20 protein-coding genes are annotated in these 18,629 nt (G+C 73.7%); 10 read left to right on the forward strand and 10 right to left on the reverse strand.

Annotated features, from left to right (window positions below):
- Window positions 1-17 precede the first annotated feature (17 nt).
- Window positions 18-428 carry an NAD(+)--rifampin ADP-ribosyltransferase gene (gene arr / locus ACFQW6_RS15185; protein ID WP_378546842.1) on the forward strand — a complete coding sequence of 137 codons (411 nt, stop codon included), beginning with the start codon at window positions 18-20 and terminating at the stop codon, window positions 426-428.
- A gap of 149 nt (window positions 429-577) precedes the next feature.
- Here the strand turns inward: arr and ACFQW6_RS15190 are convergent, their stop codons facing one another.
- Window positions 578-2,746 carry an AGE family epimerase/isomerase gene (locus ACFQW6_RS15190; protein WP_378546845.1) on the reverse strand — a complete coding sequence of 723 codons (2,169 nt, stop codon included), beginning with the start codon at window positions 2,744-2,746 and terminating at the stop codon, window positions 578-580.
- Window positions 2,747-3,101: 355 nt separating this feature from the next.
- Between ACFQW6_RS15190 and ACFQW6_RS15195 the strand changes: the two genes are divergently transcribed.
- Complete coding sequence (locus ACFQW6_RS15195) at window positions 3,102-3,782, forward strand: VOC family protein (RefSeq protein ID WP_378546848.1); 681 nt, start codon at window positions 3,102-3,104, stop codon at window positions 3,780-3,782.
- 92 nt (window positions 3,783-3,874) lie between these two features.
- Here ACFQW6_RS15195 and ACFQW6_RS15200 read toward each other — a convergent pair whose 3' ends face one another.
- Genes ACFQW6_RS15200 through ACFQW6_RS15235 form a run of 8 tightly spaced genes read right to left on the reverse strand, consistent with a single transcriptional unit; the run spans window position 3,875 to window position 11,886 of the window.
- Window positions 3,875-5,389 (reverse strand): cation acetate symporter, encoded by a 1,515-nt coding sequence (locus ACFQW6_RS15200; RefSeq protein WP_378546851.1) that lies wholly within the window; start codon window positions 5,387-5,389, stop codon window positions 3,875-3,877.
- Window positions 5,386-5,790, reverse strand: coding sequence for a hypothetical protein (locus tag ACFQW6_RS15205; RefSeq protein WP_378546854.1), 405 nt, complete (start codon window positions 5,788-5,790; stop codon window positions 5,386-5,388). The genes ACFQW6_RS15200 and ACFQW6_RS15205 overlap by 4 nt, the downstream gene beginning before the upstream one ends.
- Window positions 5,791-5,811: 21 nt before the next feature.
- Window positions 5,812-6,525, reverse strand: coding sequence for a LytR/AlgR family response regulator transcription factor (locus ACFQW6_RS15210; RefSeq protein WP_378546857.1), 714 nt, complete (start codon window positions 6,523-6,525; stop codon window positions 5,812-5,814).
- A gap of 52 nt (window positions 6,526-6,577) precedes the next feature.
- Window positions 6,578-7,708: a sensor histidine kinase gene (locus tag ACFQW6_RS15215; protein WP_378546860.1), complete on the reverse strand. Its 1,131-nt coding sequence runs from the start codon at window positions 7,706-7,708 to the stop codon at window positions 6,578-6,580.
- A 27-nt stretch (window positions 7,709-7,735) separates the two neighbouring features.
- A complete protein-coding gene (locus tag ACFQW6_RS15220; protein ID WP_378546863.1) occupies window positions 7,736-9,046 on the reverse strand; it encodes a hypothetical protein in 1,311 nt (436 codons plus the stop codon).
- A gap of 33 nt (window positions 9,047-9,079) precedes the next feature.
- The gene (locus ACFQW6_RS15225) at window positions 9,080-10,036 is read right to left on the reverse strand and encodes a hypothetical protein (RefSeq protein WP_378546866.1); all 957 of its coding nucleotides are present in this window, start codon (window positions 10,034-10,036) and stop codon (window positions 9,080-9,082) included.
- A gap of 48 nt (window positions 10,037-10,084) precedes the next feature.
- Window positions 10,085-11,014, reverse strand: coding sequence for a calcium-binding protein (locus ACFQW6_RS15230; protein ID WP_378546869.1), 930 nt, complete (start codon window positions 11,012-11,014; stop codon window positions 10,085-10,087).
- 20 nt (window positions 11,015-11,034) lie between these two features.
- A complete protein-coding gene (locus ACFQW6_RS15235; RefSeq protein ID WP_378546872.1) occupies window positions 11,035-11,886 on the reverse strand; it encodes a class I SAM-dependent methyltransferase in 852 nt (283 codons plus the stop codon).
- 57 nt (window positions 11,887-11,943) lie between these two features.
- Between ACFQW6_RS15235 and ACFQW6_RS15240 the strand changes: the two genes are divergently transcribed.
- Window positions 11,944-12,660, forward strand: a complete 717-nt coding sequence (locus ACFQW6_RS15240) for an oxidoreductase (protein WP_378546875.1) — start codon at window positions 11,944-11,946, stop codon at window positions 12,658-12,660.
- Window positions 12,661-12,913: 253 nt separating this feature from the next.
- Here ACFQW6_RS15240 and ACFQW6_RS15245 read toward each other — a convergent pair whose 3' ends face one another.
- On the reverse strand, window positions 12,914-13,711 hold the full coding sequence (locus tag ACFQW6_RS15245) for an HAD family hydrolase (RefSeq protein ID WP_378546878.1): 798 nt from the start codon (window positions 13,709-13,711) through the stop codon (window positions 12,914-12,916).
- A gap of 166 nt (window positions 13,712-13,877) precedes the next feature.
- Between ACFQW6_RS15245 and ssd the strand changes: the two genes are divergently transcribed.
- The 7 genes from ssd (at window position 13,878) to ACFQW6_RS15280 (ending at window position 18,618) form a co-directional block, all read left to right on the forward strand.
- Window positions 13,878-14,891 (forward strand): septum site-determining protein Ssd, encoded by a 1,014-nt coding sequence (ssd, locus tag ACFQW6_RS15250; protein ID WP_378546881.1) that lies wholly within the window; start codon window positions 13,878-13,880, stop codon window positions 14,889-14,891.
- 71 nt (window positions 14,892-14,962) lie between these two features.
- A complete protein-coding gene (locus tag ACFQW6_RS15255) occupies window positions 14,963-16,126 on the forward strand; it encodes a TadA family conjugal transfer-associated ATPase (RefSeq protein ID WP_378546884.1) in 1,164 nt (387 codons plus the stop codon).
- Window positions 16,123-16,797: a type II secretion system F family protein gene (locus ACFQW6_RS15260; RefSeq protein WP_378546887.1), complete on the forward strand. Its 675-nt coding sequence runs from the start codon at window positions 16,123-16,125 to the stop codon at window positions 16,795-16,797. The genes ACFQW6_RS15255 and ACFQW6_RS15260 overlap by 4 nt, the downstream gene beginning before the upstream one ends.
- A complete protein-coding gene (locus ACFQW6_RS15265) occupies window positions 16,794-17,489 on the forward strand; it encodes a type II secretion system F family protein (RefSeq protein WP_378546890.1) in 696 nt (231 codons plus the stop codon). The genes ACFQW6_RS15260 and ACFQW6_RS15265 overlap by 4 nt, the downstream gene beginning before the upstream one ends.
- Before the next feature lie 216 nt (window positions 17,490-17,705).
- On the forward strand, window positions 17,706-17,861 hold the full coding sequence (locus tag ACFQW6_RS15270) for a DUF4244 domain-containing protein (protein WP_378546893.1): 156 nt from the start codon (window positions 17,706-17,708) through the stop codon (window positions 17,859-17,861).
- Between the two features lie 5 nt (window positions 17,862-17,866).
- The gene (locus ACFQW6_RS15275; protein WP_378546896.1) at window positions 17,867-18,238 is read left to right on the forward strand and encodes a TadE family type IV pilus minor pilin; all 372 of its coding nucleotides are present in this window, start codon (window positions 17,867-17,869) and stop codon (window positions 18,236-18,238) included.
- 11 nt (window positions 18,239-18,249) lie between these two features.
- Entirely contained in the window at window positions 18,250-18,618 is a 369-nt protein-coding gene (locus ACFQW6_RS15280; protein ID WP_378546899.1) for an Rv3654c family TadE-like protein, read from the forward strand.
- Window positions 18,619-18,629: the final 11 nt, after the last annotated feature.

The following is an 18,629-nucleotide window of genomic DNA, read 5'->3' on the forward strand; positions in this document are numbered from 1 at the left end:
CGGCCTAGGCTGGGACGGTGAGCGACGTGCTGGACGAGGGCCCGTTCTTCCACGGCACCAAGGCCGACGTGCAGCCGGGTGACCTGCTGACCGCAGGCTTCCGGTCGAACTACCGGCCCGAGGTCGTGATGAACCACATCTACTTCACCGCCCTGCACGACGGCGCCGGCCTCGCCGCCGAGCTCGCGGCAGGCCACGGCGAGCCGCGCGTCTACGAGGTCGAGCCGACCGGCGACTTCGAGGACGACCCCAACGTCACCGACAAGAAGTTCCCCGGCAACCCGACCCGCTCGTACCGCAGCACCTCACCGATCCGCGTCGTTCGCGAGGTGCACGACTGGCCGCGACTCGCGCCCGAGGCCCTCCAGGCGTGGCGTGACCGGCTCCGGGCGATCCTCGACGACGAGCGCGGCGAGATCATCAACTGACCTCGGCTGCCGGGCCGGACAACCGGCACGAGATCCACCTGCGCTGAGCAGAACTGCGGCGGCGCGACAGCCTCGAGCTGGCGGGTGCGTCGTCCGGCCGCAGTTCGTCACCGGCCGACGCGACCAGCGGGATGAGGGCTCAGCGATGGTCAGCGGCCTCGGTCGTGCGGGACGGTGCACTCAGCTTCGCCGCGGGTGGCGTTCCCGGCCGCGTCGGTGACGACTGCGGAGACGAGGTACGTGCGACCGTCCCCCGCGCCGCTCCGGGACGCCCTCACCTCGACGGTCCCCTGGTCGACGCGGACGTCGTCCGGGGCGGTCGGTTCGTCTGCGGTCACGTCGACCTGTACGCCGCCCACACCGGACAGGGCATCGGCACCCGTCACCTGCGCGACCTGCACCATCCTGCGATCGGGAGGCCAGAGCGTGCAGGGTTTCGAGGGGAGTCCGGCCAGCGTGGGACTCGTCCGGTCGATGCGGACCTCCAGCACCCGGGGCTGCTCGCTGTTGCCCAGGCGGTCGACCGCCCAGTACGTCACGTGACGGACACCCTCCTCGGTCATTGCGGGGAGGACGATGGTGTCGCCCGGCTCGATGACGGCGACGGGCGGCGTCGCCCCGCTCCGGTCCTCCACCAGGACGTGGATCTCCTGGACGCCGACTCCTGCGTCGGCGGCGGAGAGCGTGACCGTGACGTCCTCGCGGTTCCACCCGGCGGCGTTCGGCTCCGGAGACACCACAGCCTGCGTGGTCGGGGCGGTCGTGTCGTCAGGTGCCGGGAACGGCGGCGCGATTCCCGGACCGATGCCGGTGAACTCGACCTCGACGAGGCGGTGACCGGGCAGCGTCGGGATCTCGTCCCGCACGACGCGCCGCTCACCGGTCGCGTCGAACCAGTACGGCTCCGCCTGCGCGGTGAGCGCCTGGCTCGTGGGGAAGGCGTAGTGGAGACGTGCCGGGAGGCCCTCCAGGGCCCGGCCGTGCAGGAACATGATGAGGGCGTGCTCGCTGACGTGGTACATGTTCTTTCCGAAGCCGGTCTTGCGCATCTCCGCGAGTGCCGGGTTCCGTGCCGGACGGAAGAACGTCTCGCGGGCGGCCCTGTCGCGGTCGACGAAGACCTTGGTCCAGCTCGCGGCGCTGGCGGCCAACCAGTCCTGGTGCGCGAATCCGTTGTCGAGGTCGAGGGCCGCGAGAGTCTGGTCGGCCTCGTCGTGGATCCACCACTCGCTGTCCCGCTCGGTGCCGGCGCCGACGGGGCCGGAGCGCTTCTGGTTCCACCGCGCCGCGGGCGCGTCCCATGCCCGCTGGAGGAGCGCCTCCCGGTCGGCCGACAGACCGGACCACGGCCGGTCCGGGAACACGGCGTTCGCGTTGAGGACGAGCTCGTGGCTCTTGATGGAGTGACCGAAGTCGGTGTCCCCGGAGCCGAACCGGCCGACGAGCCCGGTCCGTCCCCAGAACCACCACGACTCCTCGCCGGTGCCCCGGTGCCGGGCGATGAGCTGCCCGGTCACCACGCGGAGGTCGTCACGGAACTGGGCCTGGCGGGCCGGGTCGCTCAACAGCTCGACGTTGGGCAGCAGGAGGGCCGACCCCGGGACGAGGTAGTTGGTGATGTCGCCGCCGTTGTCGCCGGTGTCGATCTCCGCAGAGAGGTCGTACTTCAGGGCATCCTTGATCCGGGAGGTGGCGGGGTCGTAGTAGTGCTCGAAGACGAAGTCGCGGACCTCGAGGAGGTCGGCCTCCACCTCGGGGTCGCGGGTCACGTTGTAGTATATCCCGAAGGCCAGCCCCAGCGAGGCCACGTCGAAGACCCGCTTGGGGTCCTTCGGGGCGAACGGGCTGCCGTCCTTGTTCAGCTGGCCGTACCAGCCGCCGTGCTCGGTGTCCCGGGCATGGGTGTTGATCCAGTCGATGCCGGCCTTGGCGTAGGTGAGGTACCTCGGCTCGCCGGTCAGGAGGAACGCGACCGAGTAGCCGTACACCCCGCGAGCGAGGGTCGACAGCCCGCGGCGGGCGTGCTCGACTTGATCGGCCAGCAGCTCGCCGTCCAGGCCTCGCCACGACGGGAAGTTCCCGAGCGTGTCTCCGAGCGCCTCCGGCATCTCCCAGTAGGGCATCAGGTCCTGGCGGTGGTGCTGCAGCCAGCTGTCCCCCCGGAGCGCGACCGGGACTTCTGGAGCGGTGGTCGCGGCTGTCGGGGCAGGGCTGCCGCCTGCGCTCACCGGGCCGAGCGCCGTCAAGCCGGTGGCCAGGGCGGTGGCCAGGGCCAGAGCTAGAACGGTGGTGCCGGCCGGGCGGAGCCGGCTGCTCATCGGGAGCGCCTCGTGCACAGAGCAGCGGTCGTGTGGACCTTCATGGAGCTTCCTCGAGTTCTCCGTGGTCGCCGCGCCCCCGTGTGGGGCCGCTCTGGCTGGGACAGCTCGCGACTCGGGAGCTGTCGTCGTGCATCCGTGCATCAGGACCGCCCGCGCACGACCGGCACCGGCTTACGGCATCGGGTGGCGTGCTCCTGCTCCACCACCACTGTGCGCCTGATCCGGCGCGGGCGACAGGGGGGCGGTGCGAACCCTTGATCTCAGGTAGGTGCCGCGCTCCCGGCCTGACCGGCGCCCGGGCGTGGCCACTCACGGGTGGCCGCCTCCGGACCGGCGTGCCTAGGCTGCCCGGATGGTCGTACGACTCCACGCGCTGACCGTCCTCGCCTCGCAGCCGGAGCTCCTCGCCTCGTTCTGGGGTGACCTGCTCGGCTGGGAGCGCTTGGGGCTCGACCTGTTGCCGGACGCTGACGCGCCGATGCGGCTCTCGTTCCAGGGGGCTGACCTGCCGCGGGCTCGGCTGAACCAGGTCCACTTCCACCTGACCAGCTACAGCGCGTCGCAGGAGGCGATCGTCGCTCGCGTGCTCGCGCTGGGCGGGCCGCACCTCGACGTCGGCCAGCTGCCCGAGGAGGACCACGTCGTGCTCGCCGATCCGGAGGGCAACGAGTTCTGCGTGATCGAGGAGACCAACAACTGGCTCGCCGGCATGGGGTTCCTCGGCGAGATCGCGGCTGACGGCACGCGGGACGTCGGCGTCTTCTGGGCCGCCGCCCTCGCTTGGCCGCTGGTGCACGACGAGGACGGCGAGACCGCGATCCAGCCGCCTGAGGGCGGGATGAAGATCGCTTGGGGCGGTCCGCCGCTCAACGAGCGCGCCGCCCGGAACCGGATGCACTTCGTCCTGATCACCGACGACCTCGATGCAGAGGTCGAGCGGCTGGTGTCGCTCGGCGCCTCCGTCGTGGCGAGGGGCGACGACGTCGAGATGGCGGATCCGGACGGGAACGAGTTCCACCTGCGACAGGGCTGAGCAGAACTGCGGCGGCGCGACAGCCGTGGGCGGGGCAACTCCGTCGTCCCGCCGCAGTTCTTCACCGGCGACGCGACCAGCGGGGTGAGGGCTCAGCGCTGGAGCTCGACGGCCTCTGGAGTGTGGAGGCGGACCATGAAGCGCCCGGCGTGGGCGGGCACGGAGGCGCGGGTCACGCGGGAGACCACGACCATCGTGAGGAAGGACGCCGGCACGGACCAGGCGGCGGGCTGGCCCAGCATGGCCGAGGCCCAGCCGGGGGAGGGCGACGTGGCGAGCGTCCAGGCCACCGCGAAGCCGGAGCCCAGCCCGCCGACCAGCAGTCCGGCGACCGCGCCGACGGGCGTCAGCCCGCGCCACCAGATCCCGAGCATCAGCAGCGGAGCGAAGGTCGAGGCGGTCACCGCGAACGCCAGCCCGACGGTGCGCGCGACGGCGACGTCCTGCGCGGGCAGCGACAGCAGGAGGGGTACGACGACCGCGATCGCGGCCGCGACGCGGAAGGCCGCCACCCCGCCGAGCCGGTGCGAGCCCCACCGTCGACCGGTCACGTCCTGCGACAGCACCCCGGCCACGGCGATCGTGAGGCCCGAGCTGGTGGAGAGGAAGGCCGCGAAGGCCCCGGCGGTGACGAGCCCGGTCAGCACCGCGCCCACCGCGCCGCCCACCATCAGCGACGGCAGCTCGAGCACGAGCACGTCCGACCGGCCGTCGATGAGCGAGGGGGCGTAGATCCGGCCGAGGGCGGCGTACACCGGCGGCAGGACGTAGAAGATGCCCAGCAGCCCGAGCACCGCGAGGGTCGTACGACGCGCCGCGCGGCCGTCGGGGTTGGTGTAGAACCGCACGACCACGTGGGGCAGGCCCATCGTGCCGAGGAACGTCGCCACGATGAGGGAGTACGTCGTGTAGAGCCCGATGCCGCCGCCGGGCGAGGCCAGCGGGATCGACCACGAGGGCGGGGCGGCTGCGGCTGGGTCGGCCGCGCCGTCGGCGAGCCACACCGCCAGCAGCACGAAGACAGGCACCAGCAGGGCGGTCAGCTTGAGCCAGTACTGGAAGGCCTGCACGAAGGTGATCGACCGCATCCCACCCGGGCTCACCGACGCCAGGACGACGACCGCGACGACCAGCGAGCCTGCCCACGGCGGCGCGCCGATCGTCGCGCGCAGCGTCACGCCGGCGCCCTGGAACTGCGGCAGCAGGTAGAGCCAGCCGATGGCGACGACCAGCACCGAGCAGAGCGTGCGCACGCCCCGCGACCCCAGCCGCGCCTCGGCGAAGTCGGGCAGCGTGTAGGCGCCCGAGCGGCGCAGGGGAGCGGCGACGAGCACCAGCAGGACGAGGTAGCCCGCCGTCCAGCCGATGGGGTACCAGAGCATCTCGGCGCCGAAGGTCAGCAGCAGCCCGGCGACGCCGAGGAAGGACGCGGCGGAGAGGTACTCCCCGCCGATCGCGCTCGCGTTGAGCCGGGGCCGCACGGTCCGCGAGGCGACGAAGAAGTCGCTCGTCGTGCGCGAGATCCGCAGCCCCCACGTGCCGATGACCAGGGTCGCGAGCGAGACGAGCACGACGGCGACGACGCCCGGCACGACGTCGGTGCTCATGCCTGCTCCTCGTCGGGGCCGCCGGGGCCGACCGACCCCACCAGGTCGGCGAAGTCGCGCTCGTGGTCCTCGGCGCGCCGGATGTAGAACCAGCCGAGCACCACCAGCCACGGGTACGCGAGCACCCCGAGCAGCAGCCAGGCCAGCGGCATCTGCCCCACACGCTCGTCGCCGAGCGACGGGAAGAGGTGGAAGAGCAGCGGCAGCATCCCGAGCGTGAGCGCCAGCGCGGCCAGCACCCGCAGCGCGAGCAAGAGCTGCTCGCGCAGCAGGGAGCGCATGAAGACCTCGCCGAGCGCGGTCTCCGCGTCGATCTCCCGCGTGCCCACAGGTCGTACGACGTCCGCGCGACGCCGCGGCGGCCCGGTCACCCGGACCCGCGGAGGCGGCTGGTCGCTCACGGCCACTCGCTCATGTCGGCCTCACGTCTCGCGGCGGGTCAGCACCGCCCGCAGCTCGCGGGTGTGGCGGCGGCTCACCGGCAGCTCGGTGCTGGCGATGACGACGCTGACCCGACCGCCCTCGCTGCGCACCTCCTCGACGTGGGGGAGCGCGACGAGCACCGAGCGGTGGATCCGGACGAAGCCGGCCGACGCCCACTGCTCGGCGAGCGACGACAGCGGGGTGCGCACGAGGTGGGAGCCGTCGGCGGTGTGCAGGCGTGCGTAGTCGCCCTGGGCCTCGACGTGGGTGATCTCGGAGCGGCTGATGAAGCGGGTGACGCCGCCGCGCTCGACGGGGATCTGCACGTCACCCGACGGCGCCGGGCCGCCGGCCTCCACCACGCGGCGTACGGCCTCGGCGAGGCGCTCCTCGCGCACCGGCTTGAGGACGTAGTCGACGGCGCGCAGCTCGAAGGCCGCGACGGCGTGCTCCTCGTGGGCGGTCACGAAGACGACCGGCGGCGGCGACTTGAAGCGCGAGAGCACCTGCGCGAGGTCGAGCCCGGTCAGGCCGGGCATCTGGATGTCGAGGAAGACCGCGTCGACCTCCTCGGCCTGCAGCACCCGCAGCGCCTCGGTCGCGGAGTCGCTGCCACGCACCTCGCCGATGCGGGGGTCGCGGCCGAGCAGGAAGGTGAGCTCGTCGAGGGCGGGGCGCTCGTCGTCGATCACGAGGACCTTGAGACCAGTCATCTCGGGGTCCCGGTTCGGGGTGGAACGAGGTGGGCATTCGAACGGGCTGAGTTCATACCTGCACTCCGGGGGCGAACTTCGGCACCCGGACGATCACCTTCGTGCCGGCGCCGGGTGCGGTCTCGACCACCAGACCGTAGTCGTCGCCGTAGGCGTTGCGCAGCCGTGCGTCCACGTTGCCCAGGCCGACGGAGTCCATCGACGTGTCGCCGGCCAGCGCCTGCCGGACGCGTTCGGGGTCCTCGCCGGTGCCGTCGTCCTCGACCTCGAGGACGCACTCCTGGGCGTGGTCGCGCGCGATGATCGACAGCCGCCCGACGCCGTCGGCCTTGTCGGCGCTGGCCTCCAGCCCGTGCCGTACGGCGTTCTCGACGAGGGGCTGGATGCACAGGAACGGCACCGCGACGGGCAGCACCTCCGGAGCCACCTGCAGCGTGACCTGCAGCCGGTCGCCGAAGCGCGCCTGCTCGAGCAGAAGGTAGCGCTCGACCGAGCGGAGCTCCTCGGCGAGCGTCGTGTACTCGCCGTGGCGACGGAAGGAGTAGCGGGTGAAGTCGGCGAACTCGAGCAGCAGCTCGCGCGCCCGGTCGGGGTCGGTGCGCACGAAGCTGGCGATCGCGCCGAGCGAGTTGTAGATGAAGTGCGGACTGATCTGCGCCCGCAGCGCGCGCACCTCGGCCTCCATCAAGCGGGTGCGCGACAGGTCGAGCTCGGCGAGCTCGAGCTGGCCGCTGACCCACGACGCCACCTCGTCGGCCGCACGGACCAGGCCGCCGGTGGTGTGCGGGGCGCCCACCACGAGTGCCCCCACGAGGGTGTCCTCGACGACGAGCGGGCTGACGATGGCCTGCCGGACCTGGCAGCCGCCGTCGTCGCAGACGAGCGTGCGCTGGTCGACGATCATCGTGCGCCCGGTCTCCGCGACCTGCCCGATCGTGCCGGCGAGCTGCGACCGGTGGTGGCTGCCGAGGCCGTCCCACGCCAGCAGCCCGCTGGTGTCACCCAGCCCGGCGGCCGGCGTGCCGAGCAGCGCGCGCAGGTGGCGTACGGAGCGCTCCGCGCTCGCCGTGGTCAGGCCCTCCCGCAGGGCAGGGCTGGCGAGGGAGGCGTTGTGCAGGGCGCGGAAGGCGGCGCGGTCGGCCTCGCCACCCAGCGACGTACGCCGCCACCGCCATCTCGCCACGCCCGAGACACTAGCCGCGGGCAGGGGTCACCGCTCGCAGCGGCGCTCTTGCTCCGCGACGCAGCGGTCACGGCCGTTGCCGCCGTCGGCGTGGTCACGACCCGCGCCGCCGACCAGCACGTCGTTGCCTCGCCAACCGCGCAGCACGTCAGCTCCTTGATCGCCGTCGATCGTGTAGCGCTCTGCCCTGCAGGGCGGGCTCGACTCCGACCACTCCTCGCTGCCGCGGACCAGCACGTCGTTGCCGCCACGCCCGCGGATCGTGCCCGCGCAGGCGGATGTGGAGAGCTCGTTCGGACCGCTGGTCCCCGCGAGCTCGGCGACCCGCGCGTGAAGCTCGGCGTCCTCGAAGCGCCGTACGTCGACCCGGTGAGTCGCAACGGCATCGGTGCTCGTCAGGAGCTCGTCGCGCAGGTCGAGTCGGAGGGTGCGGTCTCGGTCCACCAGATAGAGGAGGTCACGGCCGGCGCCACCGTCGACGGCGCTGCCGTCGAGGAGGAGCGAGCGCGTGGTGAGGCTGTCCCGGCCGCCGTCGAAGGAGGCCGCGACGGTGGCGCTCGCGCTGTCGATCATGAGGTGCTCGTCCTCGTCCGTGCCGACGAAGGTGACGGCGGCCCCCTCCTGGTCGGGGGCGTAGACGCTGAAGCCCTCGAGATCCGACCAGCCGAGGGTCGCCCGGCCGTCCTGAGTCAGACGCCCCTGGGCGTTGTCGATGGTGATCGAGTGTGCGGACGGGGTCAGGGACAGCAGGTCGGTCCCGGGGCCGCCGCTGATCGAGATCGGATCGGGTGACGTGCCGAGGTGGCTGAGGTAGTCGTGTCCCTGCCCGAGCCGCACGTAGTCGTTGTTGGGCACGCCGGCCTGACCACTGACGAAGTGGTCGCGACCGGCACCGCCCGAGAGGATGTCGCGCTCAGAGTCGAGGTGGGAGTAGTCATCGCCGGCCTCGCCGGCCTCGATGAAGTCGTCCGCGCCCCCGCCGTAGAACGTGTCGGCACCGGACCCCAGGTAGCCGGAGACCGCCCAGTCCGGCGCCGCCGTGCCGTCGACGAGGTCGTTGCCCGCCCCGGTGTCGAGCTGCACCTGGGACTGGGTGCCCTTCGGTCGGTTCGGGCCGGTGATGCAGACCAGGTCGTCTCCGCCGAGCGTGTCCACCTCGCCGCTGCGATTGGTGACCACGACGTCGCGCCCATCCGTGCCGACGATGTCGCGACCGGAGGTGCCGACGATGGTCGCCGCCTCGCCACGGCACGTCTCACCCGCAGCGGTGGCGGTGGAGGTCGGCGCGAGCAAGGTCAGGCCGAGCAGCCCGGCGGCCGTCACTGTCGTCGTACGCATGCGTGTTCCTCCGTTGTCGTCGTGCCTGATGTGTCAGCGCTCGCAGGAGCGGGTGCGCTCGGCGAAGCAGGTGTCGCGTCCGGAGCCACCGACGGCGAGGTCCTTGCCCTTGCGGCCCTTGATCCAGTCCTTGCCGCCTCCGCCGCTCAGGACGTCGGCGTTGATGGTGCCACGGATGGCGTCCTCGCCGGCGCCGCCGTCGACGCGCATCCGAGGGTCGCACCCCTCCTTGCGCAGCGCGTCGTCCCGGATGTGGAGGATGTCGTCGTCGCCGCCGCGTCCCTCCACCACGCCGAGCCCGCACGGTCCGACGGCGAGGCGGTCCACGCCCGACGAGCCGACGAGCTCCACGCGTTGGGCGACGCCGAAGAGCATCCGCGGGGAGATTCCGAAGGTGGTGACCACCCGGCCACCGACGCGGATCTCGCCCGCCAGCCCGTCGATGGAGATGCGACGGCCCGGCGCGGTCACCTTGATCCACCCGGACGTCCGGTTGCCGACCATGGTGCCGACGGTCGCGGGCAGGGGCTCGCCGGGCTTGATGCGGTAGTTGACGAAGTCGTCCCCGCGGTCGGCCACGACGGTGTCCTCGAAGCCGGCCTCGACGCGGTCCTCCCAGCCGCCGCCACGGAACTGGTCGACGCCAGAGCCGAGGGTCACGTCGGAGTTGTTGTGCTCGCCCTCGGAGACGACGGTGTCGTCGCCCGCGCCGGCGTCGACCTGGACGACGTTGCCGAGCAGGTCGCCCTCCATCGGCGGGATGCAGACCAGGTCGTCGCCGTCGCCGGCCGTCACCGACCACGCGCCGCCGGACACGATCACGTCGTCGCCCGCCGTGCCGACCACGCGGCCCTCGGGGGTGCCGACGATGGTGGCGGGCACGCCCTGGCAGGTCTCGGCGGCCCGCTCTGTCGTGGCAGTGGCGGCCTGCGTCGGGGCGAGCAGGGTGAGGCCCAGCAGGGCTGCGGCGGTCAGGGTCGTCGTACGCACGAGGTGCTCCTCGGTGAGGCGGGTCGGTCAGTGGTCAGGGGCGGAAGGTCAGCGCTCGCAGCGGCGCTCGCGCTCGGCGACGCACCGGTCGCGGCCACGCGACCCGTCGGCCTGGTCGAAGCCGGCGCCGCCGATGAGGGTGTCGTGGCCGGCGTTGCCGTGCAGCCGGTCGTGACCGGGGCCGCCCGTGCCCCGGTCGCTGCCCTTGCCGCCGAAGGCGACGTCGGTGCCCTGACCGCCGCGCACGACGTCGTCGCCGCCGCGGCCCTGCATGCGGTCGCGGTGGCCCTCCCCGACGAGGAGGTCGGGCCCGTGCCCACCGCGGAGCATGTCGACGCCCGGCCCGGCCCACATCGTGGCCGACGCGTCACAGTCGAAGGAGTAGTCGTCGAAGTAGGGGTCTCCTGCCACGGCGACCAGGTCGTCGTCACCGTTGCCGCCACGGAGCATCGCCTGGCAGCCGTGGAAACGCAGGTCGTTGTCCCTCATGTCGCCGACGATCACCACCTCCGGCGCCATCAGGAACGCGTCCTCGAACGAGGTCGCGGTCGAGACGTCCTGTCCGGCCCGGAAGCGGGAGAGCTTCATGTCCAGCGTCAGCAGGTCGCCGGCGTGACCTGCGACGAACCGGTCGCGACCGTCGCCGCCGGCGACGGTGCTCCCCGGAGCCAGGTCGGCGACCGGCAGCAGCACGTCGTCGTCACCGGTGCCGGCCTCGACGTCCACCGGTCCGGCGGCGCGCGGCGTGGTCACGCAGATCGTGTCGTCCCCGCCGAGCGCGCGGACGGACGTCGCCGGGCCTGTCACGATCACGTCCCGTCCCTCGGTGCCGGTCACGGTCGGGGCGCTGCCCACGATGGTGGCCGGCTCGCCCGCACAGATCTCGGCGGAGGCGGTCTGGGCACTCGTGACGGAGGTCGGCACCAGCAGGGTGATGCCGACGAGGCCGGCAGCGGTGAGTGTCGTCGTACGACGCATGGTGGCTCCCGGGGAGTCGTTCAGCGGAAGTCGATGAGCAACATGTCGGTGTCGGTGCCGTCGCTCACGACCGGTCCCTCCTGTGACGGAGCATCGCCGTCAGAAGTTGTCTGCTCGTCGCGGTCGACCACGACCGCGCGGTAGCACCGCGTCACGTAGGGGATCTGCATGCCGTCCATGCCCCGGCCGAAGTCGTCGTAGAAGGCGAGCACGTCGGCCAGGTGGCGCTCCCGCTCGGCCTCGTCCATCATCGCGAAGCTCGAGCGCGAGCGCGCCATGTCGAGGATCGTCTCGCGGTTGACCTCCTGCCAGTGCTTGAAGCTCGCCTCCTCCATGAAGCCGAAGAGGTCGCTGTGCACGAGCTGCTCGGACGAGCTGGTGTCGAGGTCCTGGCGGCCGAGGAGGTCACCCATGCGGCGCACCCACGGGATCCGTTCGTCGCGGCTGTTCCACACCAGGGCGACGTGGCCGCCGGGCTTGAGCACGCGGGCGATCTCCGTCAGCGCCGCCTCGTGGTCGAACCAGTGGAACGCCTGCGCCACGACCACCACGTCGACCGACCGGTCGTTGGCCGGGATCTCCTCCGCGGTCGCGACCTTGGCGCTCACCTCGGGCACCCGCTGGCGCAGCACCTCCAGCATCGCCTCGTCGGGCTCGGTCGCGAAGACCGCATGGCCCTGGTCGACCAGGCCGCGCGTCAGCTTCCCCGTGCCCGCCGCGAGCTCGAGGACGACCTTCGCCTCGCCGCCGGCCAGCCAGGCCACCGCCTCGGCGGGGTACGTGGGCCGACCCCGGTCGTACGCCTCCGCGACGGACCCGAAGGACCGTGCGCGGTCGGTGGTGGGTGGGGTGGTCGGGGGTTCGTCGCTCATCGCGCTCACCGTATCCCGCGATCGGGCGCGACCGTCGCCGCGACTACCGTCCTCCCCATGACCGACCCGCTCGCCTGGCTCACCGACCTCGAGGGGGTCCGCTCGGCCTACGCCGGCACCCGCGACGGGATCGACGTGATGCTGCGCGACCGCGGCCTGAGGCGTACGTCGCCGGAGCTGACCGCGGAGTCCCTGCTGCGCGGCGCCCACGCGAGCGCCGTCCTCGAAGGATCGGGGTCCTCCCTGGAGCAGGTGCGGGCGGGGGAGGGCGACGAGATCGCGAGCGACGCCGTCCGGCTGTCCGCGTCGATGCTCGCCCTCGCGCCGCTGCTGAAGACCGCGCCCCTGCAGGCCATCGCGCGCCTGCACGCCGTCGTCGGGGCCGCCTCCCTCGCACCCGACGAGCTCGGGCGTCCGCGCGACGCCGCGTCCGCCGACCGGCTGCGCGGCGTGGCGGAGCTCCTGCTGTCCGGCAGCGAGGCTCCGGCCCTGCTGATGGCCGCCGTGGCGCACGCCGACGTCGCGACCGCCGCGCCCTTCGCGTCGCACAACGGCATCGTGGCCCGAGCGCTCGAGCGGCTCGTGCTGGTCTCGCGCGGCGTGGACGCCAAGTCGCTCGTCGTGCCGGAGGCCGGGCACCTGGCCCACCGGGCGGCGTACGAGTCGAACCTGCGCGCCTACAGCAGCGGTGGGCCGAGCGGGGTCCACGCCTGGGCGCTCTACGGGGCCGAGGCCTTCAGCGCGGGCGCCGAGGCCTCGCCGCTGCGGGGGTAGCCGCCACCAGCACGTGCGAGCGGCACCCGCTCACGTGGATCGGGTGCCGCCGCTGACACGTGATGCCTGGCTACCAAGCGTGCATTGTCTAATTGCTGCCTCGGGCAGATCCCGATCGGCCAGCACCCCATCGGATGGGTGGATCGCCGCGTGGGTACCCGGATCACGTGCTGCTGTGGAGTTCTGACTCAGTTCTATCCCGGTCCACAGCCACCTTCAAGGGTTGACTTTGGCGGCGACGGATGGGTCCCGCTCAGGAGCCGGTGGTCCGCCGGCGGCGGCTGGACCAGATGAATCCACCCGCCGCGACGGCGCCGCCGACCGCCAGGGCGGCGAGGGTCGGCCGGGTCGGGGGCACGGGCAGCCGCCGGCGGAGGGCCACGGGCCGGACGAACAGCAGGACCGGCCACTCCCGCGCCGTCGCGGTGCGTCGCAGCTCGCGGTCGGGGTTCACCGCGAAGGGGTGGCCGACGACCTCGAGCATGTGGACGTCGGTCACCGAGTCGCTGTAGGCGTAGCACTCGTCGAGGTCGTAGCCGACGGTCGCGGCGAGGTGCTCGATCGCCCGCGCCTTCTCCTCGGCGTAGGCGTAGTAGTCGATGTTGCCGGTGTACTTGCCGTCCGCGATCTCCATCCGCGTGGCGATCACTCGGTCGGCGCCGAGCATCTCGCCGATCGGCTCGACCACCTCGACGCCCGACGCCGAGACGATGACGATGTCGCGACCGGCCGCGCGGTGCTCCTCGATCAGGGTGACGGCCTCGTCGTAGACGAGCGGCTCGACGATCGTGGTGAGGGTCTCGTGGACGATGTCGCGCACCGTGGCGACGTCCCAGCCGGCGCAGAGCTGCGACATGAACTCGCGCATCTTGTCCATCTGGTCGTGGTCGGCACCGCCGGTGAAGAAGACGAACTGCGCGTACGCCGACCGCAGCATCGCCCGGCGCGAGATGAGCCCACCCGCCTGGAACTCGCGGCTGAACGCCAACGTGCTCGACTTGGCGATGATCGTCTTGTCGAGGTCGAAGAAGGCCGCTTGGGGGCGGGGCATGCGGCCATCGTAGGGGCCCGACCGACGGAGCCCGGGCGCTCCGCCACGGCCGAGGCGGAGCTGTTGCTGGCCGCCAGGTGTCCACAGGCGGCGCCGGGAGACGGTCGTCCACAAGCGCTGTGGGCGCGGGCTGACGGGCGTCGGTGCCGCCACCGACGCTCGGGGCATGCCCGTCCTCCTGATCACCCGGTCCCCGTCCGTCCACGACTCGGTCGTCCCCCTCTGTGCGGCGGCGGGGGTCGGGGCCGAGGTCTGCGCCGAGCCGACGCTCTCCCTGGCCGGGTGGCGCGAGGCCGACCTCGTGCTCGTCGGTGACGACCTCGCCGGCGCTCTCGCCGACCTCGCACCTCCGAGACGGACCGGTGTCCACGTCGTCGGCGTCGGTGTCGGCGACGCCGCCTTCCGCTACGCCGTCGAGCTGGGCGCCGCGTCCGTGGTCGACCTGCCCGCGGGCGAGGGCTGGCTCGCCGACGAGCTCTCCGACGTCGGCGAGCGGGCCTCGCCCGGCCGACTGGTCGGGGTGGTGGGCGGGGCCGGCGGCGCGGGAGCCACGACGCTGGCGTGCGCGCTCGCCCAGTGGCACGCGGCAGGTGGGTCGACGCTGCTCGTCGACGGCGACCCCCTCGGGCCCGGGCTCGACCGTCTCCTCGGCATGGAGGACCTCCCCGGCGTGCGGTGGGAGGCCCTCGCCGAGACCGCCGGCCGGCTCGGGGCGCGAGCCCTGCGCGAGGGCGTGCCCCGGCGCGACCACCTCGGCGTGCTCACGTGGTCCGGGCTGCGACGCCGCCTCGACGTGGCGACGGCCCGGCGGGTCCTCCCGGCCGCGGTCCTCGGCCACGACCTCGTCGTCGTCGACCTCGCCCGGCAGGGCGGTCCTCTGCTCGCCGAGCTGGTCGACCGCTGCGACGACCTGCTCGTGGTGACGCCGGCGACCGTGCCCGGGCTGGCGGCGGCCGCCCGCCTGGTCGCCGACCTCGGCCGGGACGGCCGCGCCGGGCTGGTGCTCCGCCCGGGCGGCCTCAGCGACGCCGATGCCGAGCGGGTGACCGGACTGCCCGTCGTGGCTGCCGTCGCCGACCAGCGCGGGGTCACCGCGGCGGTCGACCGAGGCCTCGGCCCCCTGGCCGGGAGGGGGCCGCTCGCCCGGGCCGCCCGGGCTCTGCTGGCGGACGCGGCATGAGCGCCACCCCACGACCTTCCTCGCCTCCCCCGCTCCGCTCCTCCGCCGAGCAACGCCGCGGGGACCCCGGCATGAGCACCCCGGTCCCGACCGCCGTGCTCGACGACGTACGCCGCCGCCTGGCGGTGTCGGCGGGCGACCTGACCCCGCACCGGGTCGCCGAGGCGCTGCGCGCGTCCGGGTCCCCGGTCGGCGACGCGACGGTGCTGGCCGTGCACGACCTGCTCCGACGCGACGTGCTGGGTGCCGGACCGCTGGAGGACCTGCTCCGGCTGCCCGACGTCACCGACGTGCTCGTCAACAGCCCCGACGAGGTGTGGATCGACCGCGGGGCCGGGCTCGAGCGCGCGGCGGTGTCCTTCCCCGACGATGCCGCCGTGCGTCGCCTCGCGCAGCGGCTGGCCGCCACGGCCGGGCGGCGCCTGGACGACGCGACACCGCACGCCGACGTACGCCTCCCGGACGGCACGCGCTTCCACGCAGTGCTCGCGCCGGTCGCCCGGTCGGGCACCGTGCTGTCGCTCCGGGTCCCGCGGGGTCGGGTGTGGACCCTGCCCGAGCTGGTGACGGCCGGCGCGGTGCCGCCCGACGGCGCGTTCCTGCTGGAGGAGATCGTCGACTCGCGGTGCGCCTTCCTCGTCACCGGCGGCACCGGCACCGGCAAGACATCGGTGCTGTCCGCCCTCCTGTCGCTCGTGGACCCGGGCGAACGCATCGTCCTGGTCGAGGACGCCAGCGAGCTGCGACCCGACCACCCTCACGTCGTCGCACTCGAGGGCCGCCCGGCCAACATCGAGGGCGCCGGCGAGATCTCGCTGCAGGTGCTGGTGCGTCAGGCGCTACGGATGCGGCCCGACCGGCTCGTGGTGGGGGAGGTGCGGGGGGCCGAGGTGGTCGACCTGCTGGCCGCACTCAACACGGGCCACGGCGGGGGGTGCGGGACGCTCCACGCCAACTCCGCCGCCGACGTCCCGGCCCGGGTCGAGGCGCTGTCCCTGGCCGCCGGCCTGCCGCGCTCGGCGGCGCACAGCCAGCTCGCCTCCGCGCTCGACGTGGTCATCCACCTCGGACGAGGTCGCGACGGGCGACGCAGGGTCCTCGAGCTCGGCGTCCCCGAGCGGGACGTGTCAGGCCACGTCGCGCTCCGCACCGCCGCGACCTTCGAGGCCGACCGCGTCGTGCGGGGGCCGGCCGCGGGTGCCCTCGCCGCCCGGCTCGGGTCGGTGGCGTGGTGAGCGCATGGCTGGCTGCCCTGCTGGCCGGTGTGGCCGCCGCGGTCCTGGTGCCGTCACCGGGGCCCGTGCCGCGTCGTCCCGGCCGGACGCGACCGCAGTGGTCGGTCCCGGTCCCGGTGCTGGCCCGCCGTAGGCGTGTCGCCGCCGACCAGGCGGCCGTGCTGGAGGTCTGTGACCTGCTGGCCGCCGACCTCGCGGCGGGGCGACCGCCGGACGCCGCCCTGGCCGCCGGCGCCGAGCGGTGGCCACCGCTGGTCCCGGTCGTCGAGGCGATGCGGCTCGGAGCCGATGTCCCTGATGCGATGCGGCGGCTGGCAGGCGCGAGACGCGGCGCGGCCGACCTCCGCTGGGTGGCCGGGGCGTGGCAGGTCGCCCAGCACTCCGGGCACGGACTCGCCGCGGCGCTCGAGCGCACGGGCGCCGGCCTGCGCGCGCGTCGTCGTACGCGTCGCCTCGTCGACTCCGAGCTGGCGTCGGCCCGGTCCACGGCGCGGCTCGTCGCCTGCCTGCCGGTGGCCGTGCTGCTGATGGGGTCCGGCGCCGGGTCCGACCCGTGGTCGTTCCTGCTGACGACGCCCGCCGGCTGGGTCTGCGGCGCCGTCGGGCTGACCCTCGTCGGCGTCGGCCTCTGGTGGATCGAGCGACTCGCCGACCGGGCGGCGGCGCCGTGACCTGGCTGGTCGTCGTGTGCGCGTCGCTGGCGGTCGCCGCGCTCGTCCCGTCGGTGCCGCCGACCGCCCGGCGCGAGGCCCCGGCCTCGGCCTCGGCGCCCGCTCTGCGCCGGCTCGCGGTCGCGGGCGTCGCGATCGGCGCCTGGCTGTTCGTGGGCGGGACGGCCGGGCTGCTGGTGGCCGCGGTGGCCGCCGTGCTCGCCCGACAGGTGCTCGCGGCTGCGGAGGCTCCGTCCGCCCGCCGCGAGCGGGAGGAGGTCGAGCGGACGCTGCCGCACCTCGTCGACCTGTTCGCCGCGACGTTGCGCGCCGGCTCCGAACCCCTCTCCGGACTGGCACGGGTGTGCGCCGCGCTCCCGGGCCCGGCTGCCGACCGGCTGGTGCCGGTCGTGGAGCAGGCCCGCTGGGGAGCCGCCGGCGTCGAGGCGTGGTCGGTGGTCGCCGACGACCAGCAGCTGGCTCCGCTGGCGCGGGCGATGGTCCGCTCGCAGGTGTCGGGTGCGTCCGTCGTGCAGACCGTCGAGCGCCTCGCCGACGAGCTCCAGCGGGAGTCGCTCGCCCGCGCCGAGGACGCGGCCCGGCGGGTCGGGGTGGCTGCTGCGATCCCCCTCGGTGCGTGCCTGCTGCCGGCGTTCATGCTGCTCGGCGTCGTGCCGACCGTGGCGTCGCTCTTCGGATCGGTGACGCCGTGACGGGCCGCTCGTCGTCCACAGGGCGGCTGATGTGGGCGTCCTCCACAGGCTCGCGCCCGTGGCCGTGCGGGCGGCCCGCGGTCCTCGCAGGCTGGGTGTCGGTCGGGGTTCATCGGGAGCCCCGCGACGACAGGGGAACTGATGAAGGTCACGGGTCATCTCGGACGGAACAGGTGGGCCAAGACGGGCAGGTCAAGCGGGTCGCCCAGGTCGGGCATGGAGGCGGGCATCACGACAGCGGAGTACGCCGTCGGCACCGCCGCCGGGGCCGGGTTCGCCGGGCTGCTCTACACGCTGCTCACGGGCGCGTTCGGCAACCAGCTGCTGGAGCGGCTGTTCAAGCACGTCATGGGCCTGCTCGGCATCGGGTGAGCGCGGTGAGGCCTCGCGGGAGACGGTCACGCCCGGAGTCGGGTGCCGCGACGGCGGAGCTCGCCTTGGGGATCCCGCTGCTCGTGGCCCTGACCGTCGGCCTGGTCTGGATGCTGGCGGTCGGCGCGGCACAGGTGCGCGTCATCGACGCCTCCCGTGAGGCCGCCCGCGCCGTCGCCCGCGGCGACGACATCGGCTCGGCGCAGGGCGTGGCCGTCCGGATCGCGCCCGACGGCGCCCGCGTGCGGGTCGAGGTCGGCGAGTCCGACGTCGTGGTCACGACCAGCGCCCGGGTCACGGGTCCGGGCGGTCTGCTCGGCTCACTGCCCGGCGTGACCGTGTCCGCGGAAGCGGTCGCGGTGGTGGAGGAGCCGTGATGCTCGGAGGCGTGGTGAGAAGCGAACGCTGGACCCGCGGGGAAGGAGGCGCGGCGACGGTTCTCGTGGTGGCGATGGCAGGCGTGCTGATGTTCGTCATGATCGGCCTGGCCGCGGCCGGCGGTCTCGTGACGGCCCAACGCCGGGCCCAGGCGGCGGCCGACCTCGCCGCTCTCGCCGGGGCGTCCGCGCTCGCGGACCTCAGCGACCCGGCGGCCCCGTGCGCCGCGGCGGACAGGGTCGCGGGTCGCAACGCGGCGGAGCTCGACGCGTGCACGCCCGACGGTCGAGCGATCCGGGTGATCGTCTCGGTGGCCGGTCCGGACGTCCCGTGGAGGGAGGTGAGGGTGACCGCCGAGGCGCGCGCCGGTCCCGGCTGAGCCGGCCCGCG

The sequence above is a fragment of the Nocardioides sp. GCM10028917 genome (assembly GCF_042666175.1).
Lineage (GTDB): Bacteria > Actinomycetota > Actinomycetes > Propionibacteriales > Nocardioidaceae > Nocardioides.

Coding starts and splice junctions, on each gene's coding strand:
- ACFQW6_RS15190 (WP_378546845.1), bottom strand. CDS start 2,746: ATGAGCAGCCGGCTCCGCCCGGCCGGCACCACCGTTCTAGCTCTGGCC.
- ACFQW6_RS15195 (WP_378546848.1), top strand. CDS start 3,102: ATGGTCGTACGACTCCACGCGCTGACCGTCCTCGCCTCGCAGCCGGAG.
- ACFQW6_RS15200 (WP_378546851.1), bottom strand. CDS start 5,389: ATGAGCACCGACGTCGTGCCGGGCGTCGTCGCCGTCGTGCTCGTCTCG.
- ACFQW6_RS15210 (WP_378546857.1), bottom strand. CDS start 6,525: ATGACTGGTCTCAAGGTCCTCGTGATCGACGACGAGCGCCCCGCCCTC.
- ACFQW6_RS15220 (WP_378546863.1), bottom strand. CDS start 9,046: ATGCGTACGACGACAGTGACGGCCGCCGGGCTGCTCGGCCTGACCTTG.
- ACFQW6_RS15230 (WP_378546869.1), bottom strand. CDS start 11,014: ATGCGTCGTACGACGACACTCACCGCTGCCGGCCTCGTCGGCATCACC.
- ACFQW6_RS15235 (WP_378546872.1), bottom strand. CDS start 11,886: ATGAGCGACGAACCCCCGACCACCCCACCCACCACCGACCGCGCACGG.
- ACFQW6_RS15240 (WP_378546875.1), top strand. CDS start 11,944: ATGACCGACCCGCTCGCCTGGCTCACCGACCTCGAGGGGGTCCGCTCG.
- ACFQW6_RS15245 (WP_378546878.1), bottom strand. CDS start 13,711: ATGCCCCGCCCCCAAGCGGCCTTCTTCGACCTCGACAAGACGATCATC.
- ssd (WP_378546881.1), top strand. CDS start 13,878: ATGCCCGTCCTCCTGATCACCCGGTCCCCGTCCGTCCACGACTCGGTC.
- ACFQW6_RS15255 (WP_378546884.1), top strand. CDS start 14,963: ATGAGCACCCCGGTCCCGACCGCCGTGCTCGACGACGTACGCCGCCGC.
- ACFQW6_RS15270 (WP_378546893.1), top strand. CDS start 17,706: ATGGAGGCGGGCATCACGACAGCGGAGTACGCCGTCGGCACCGCCGCC.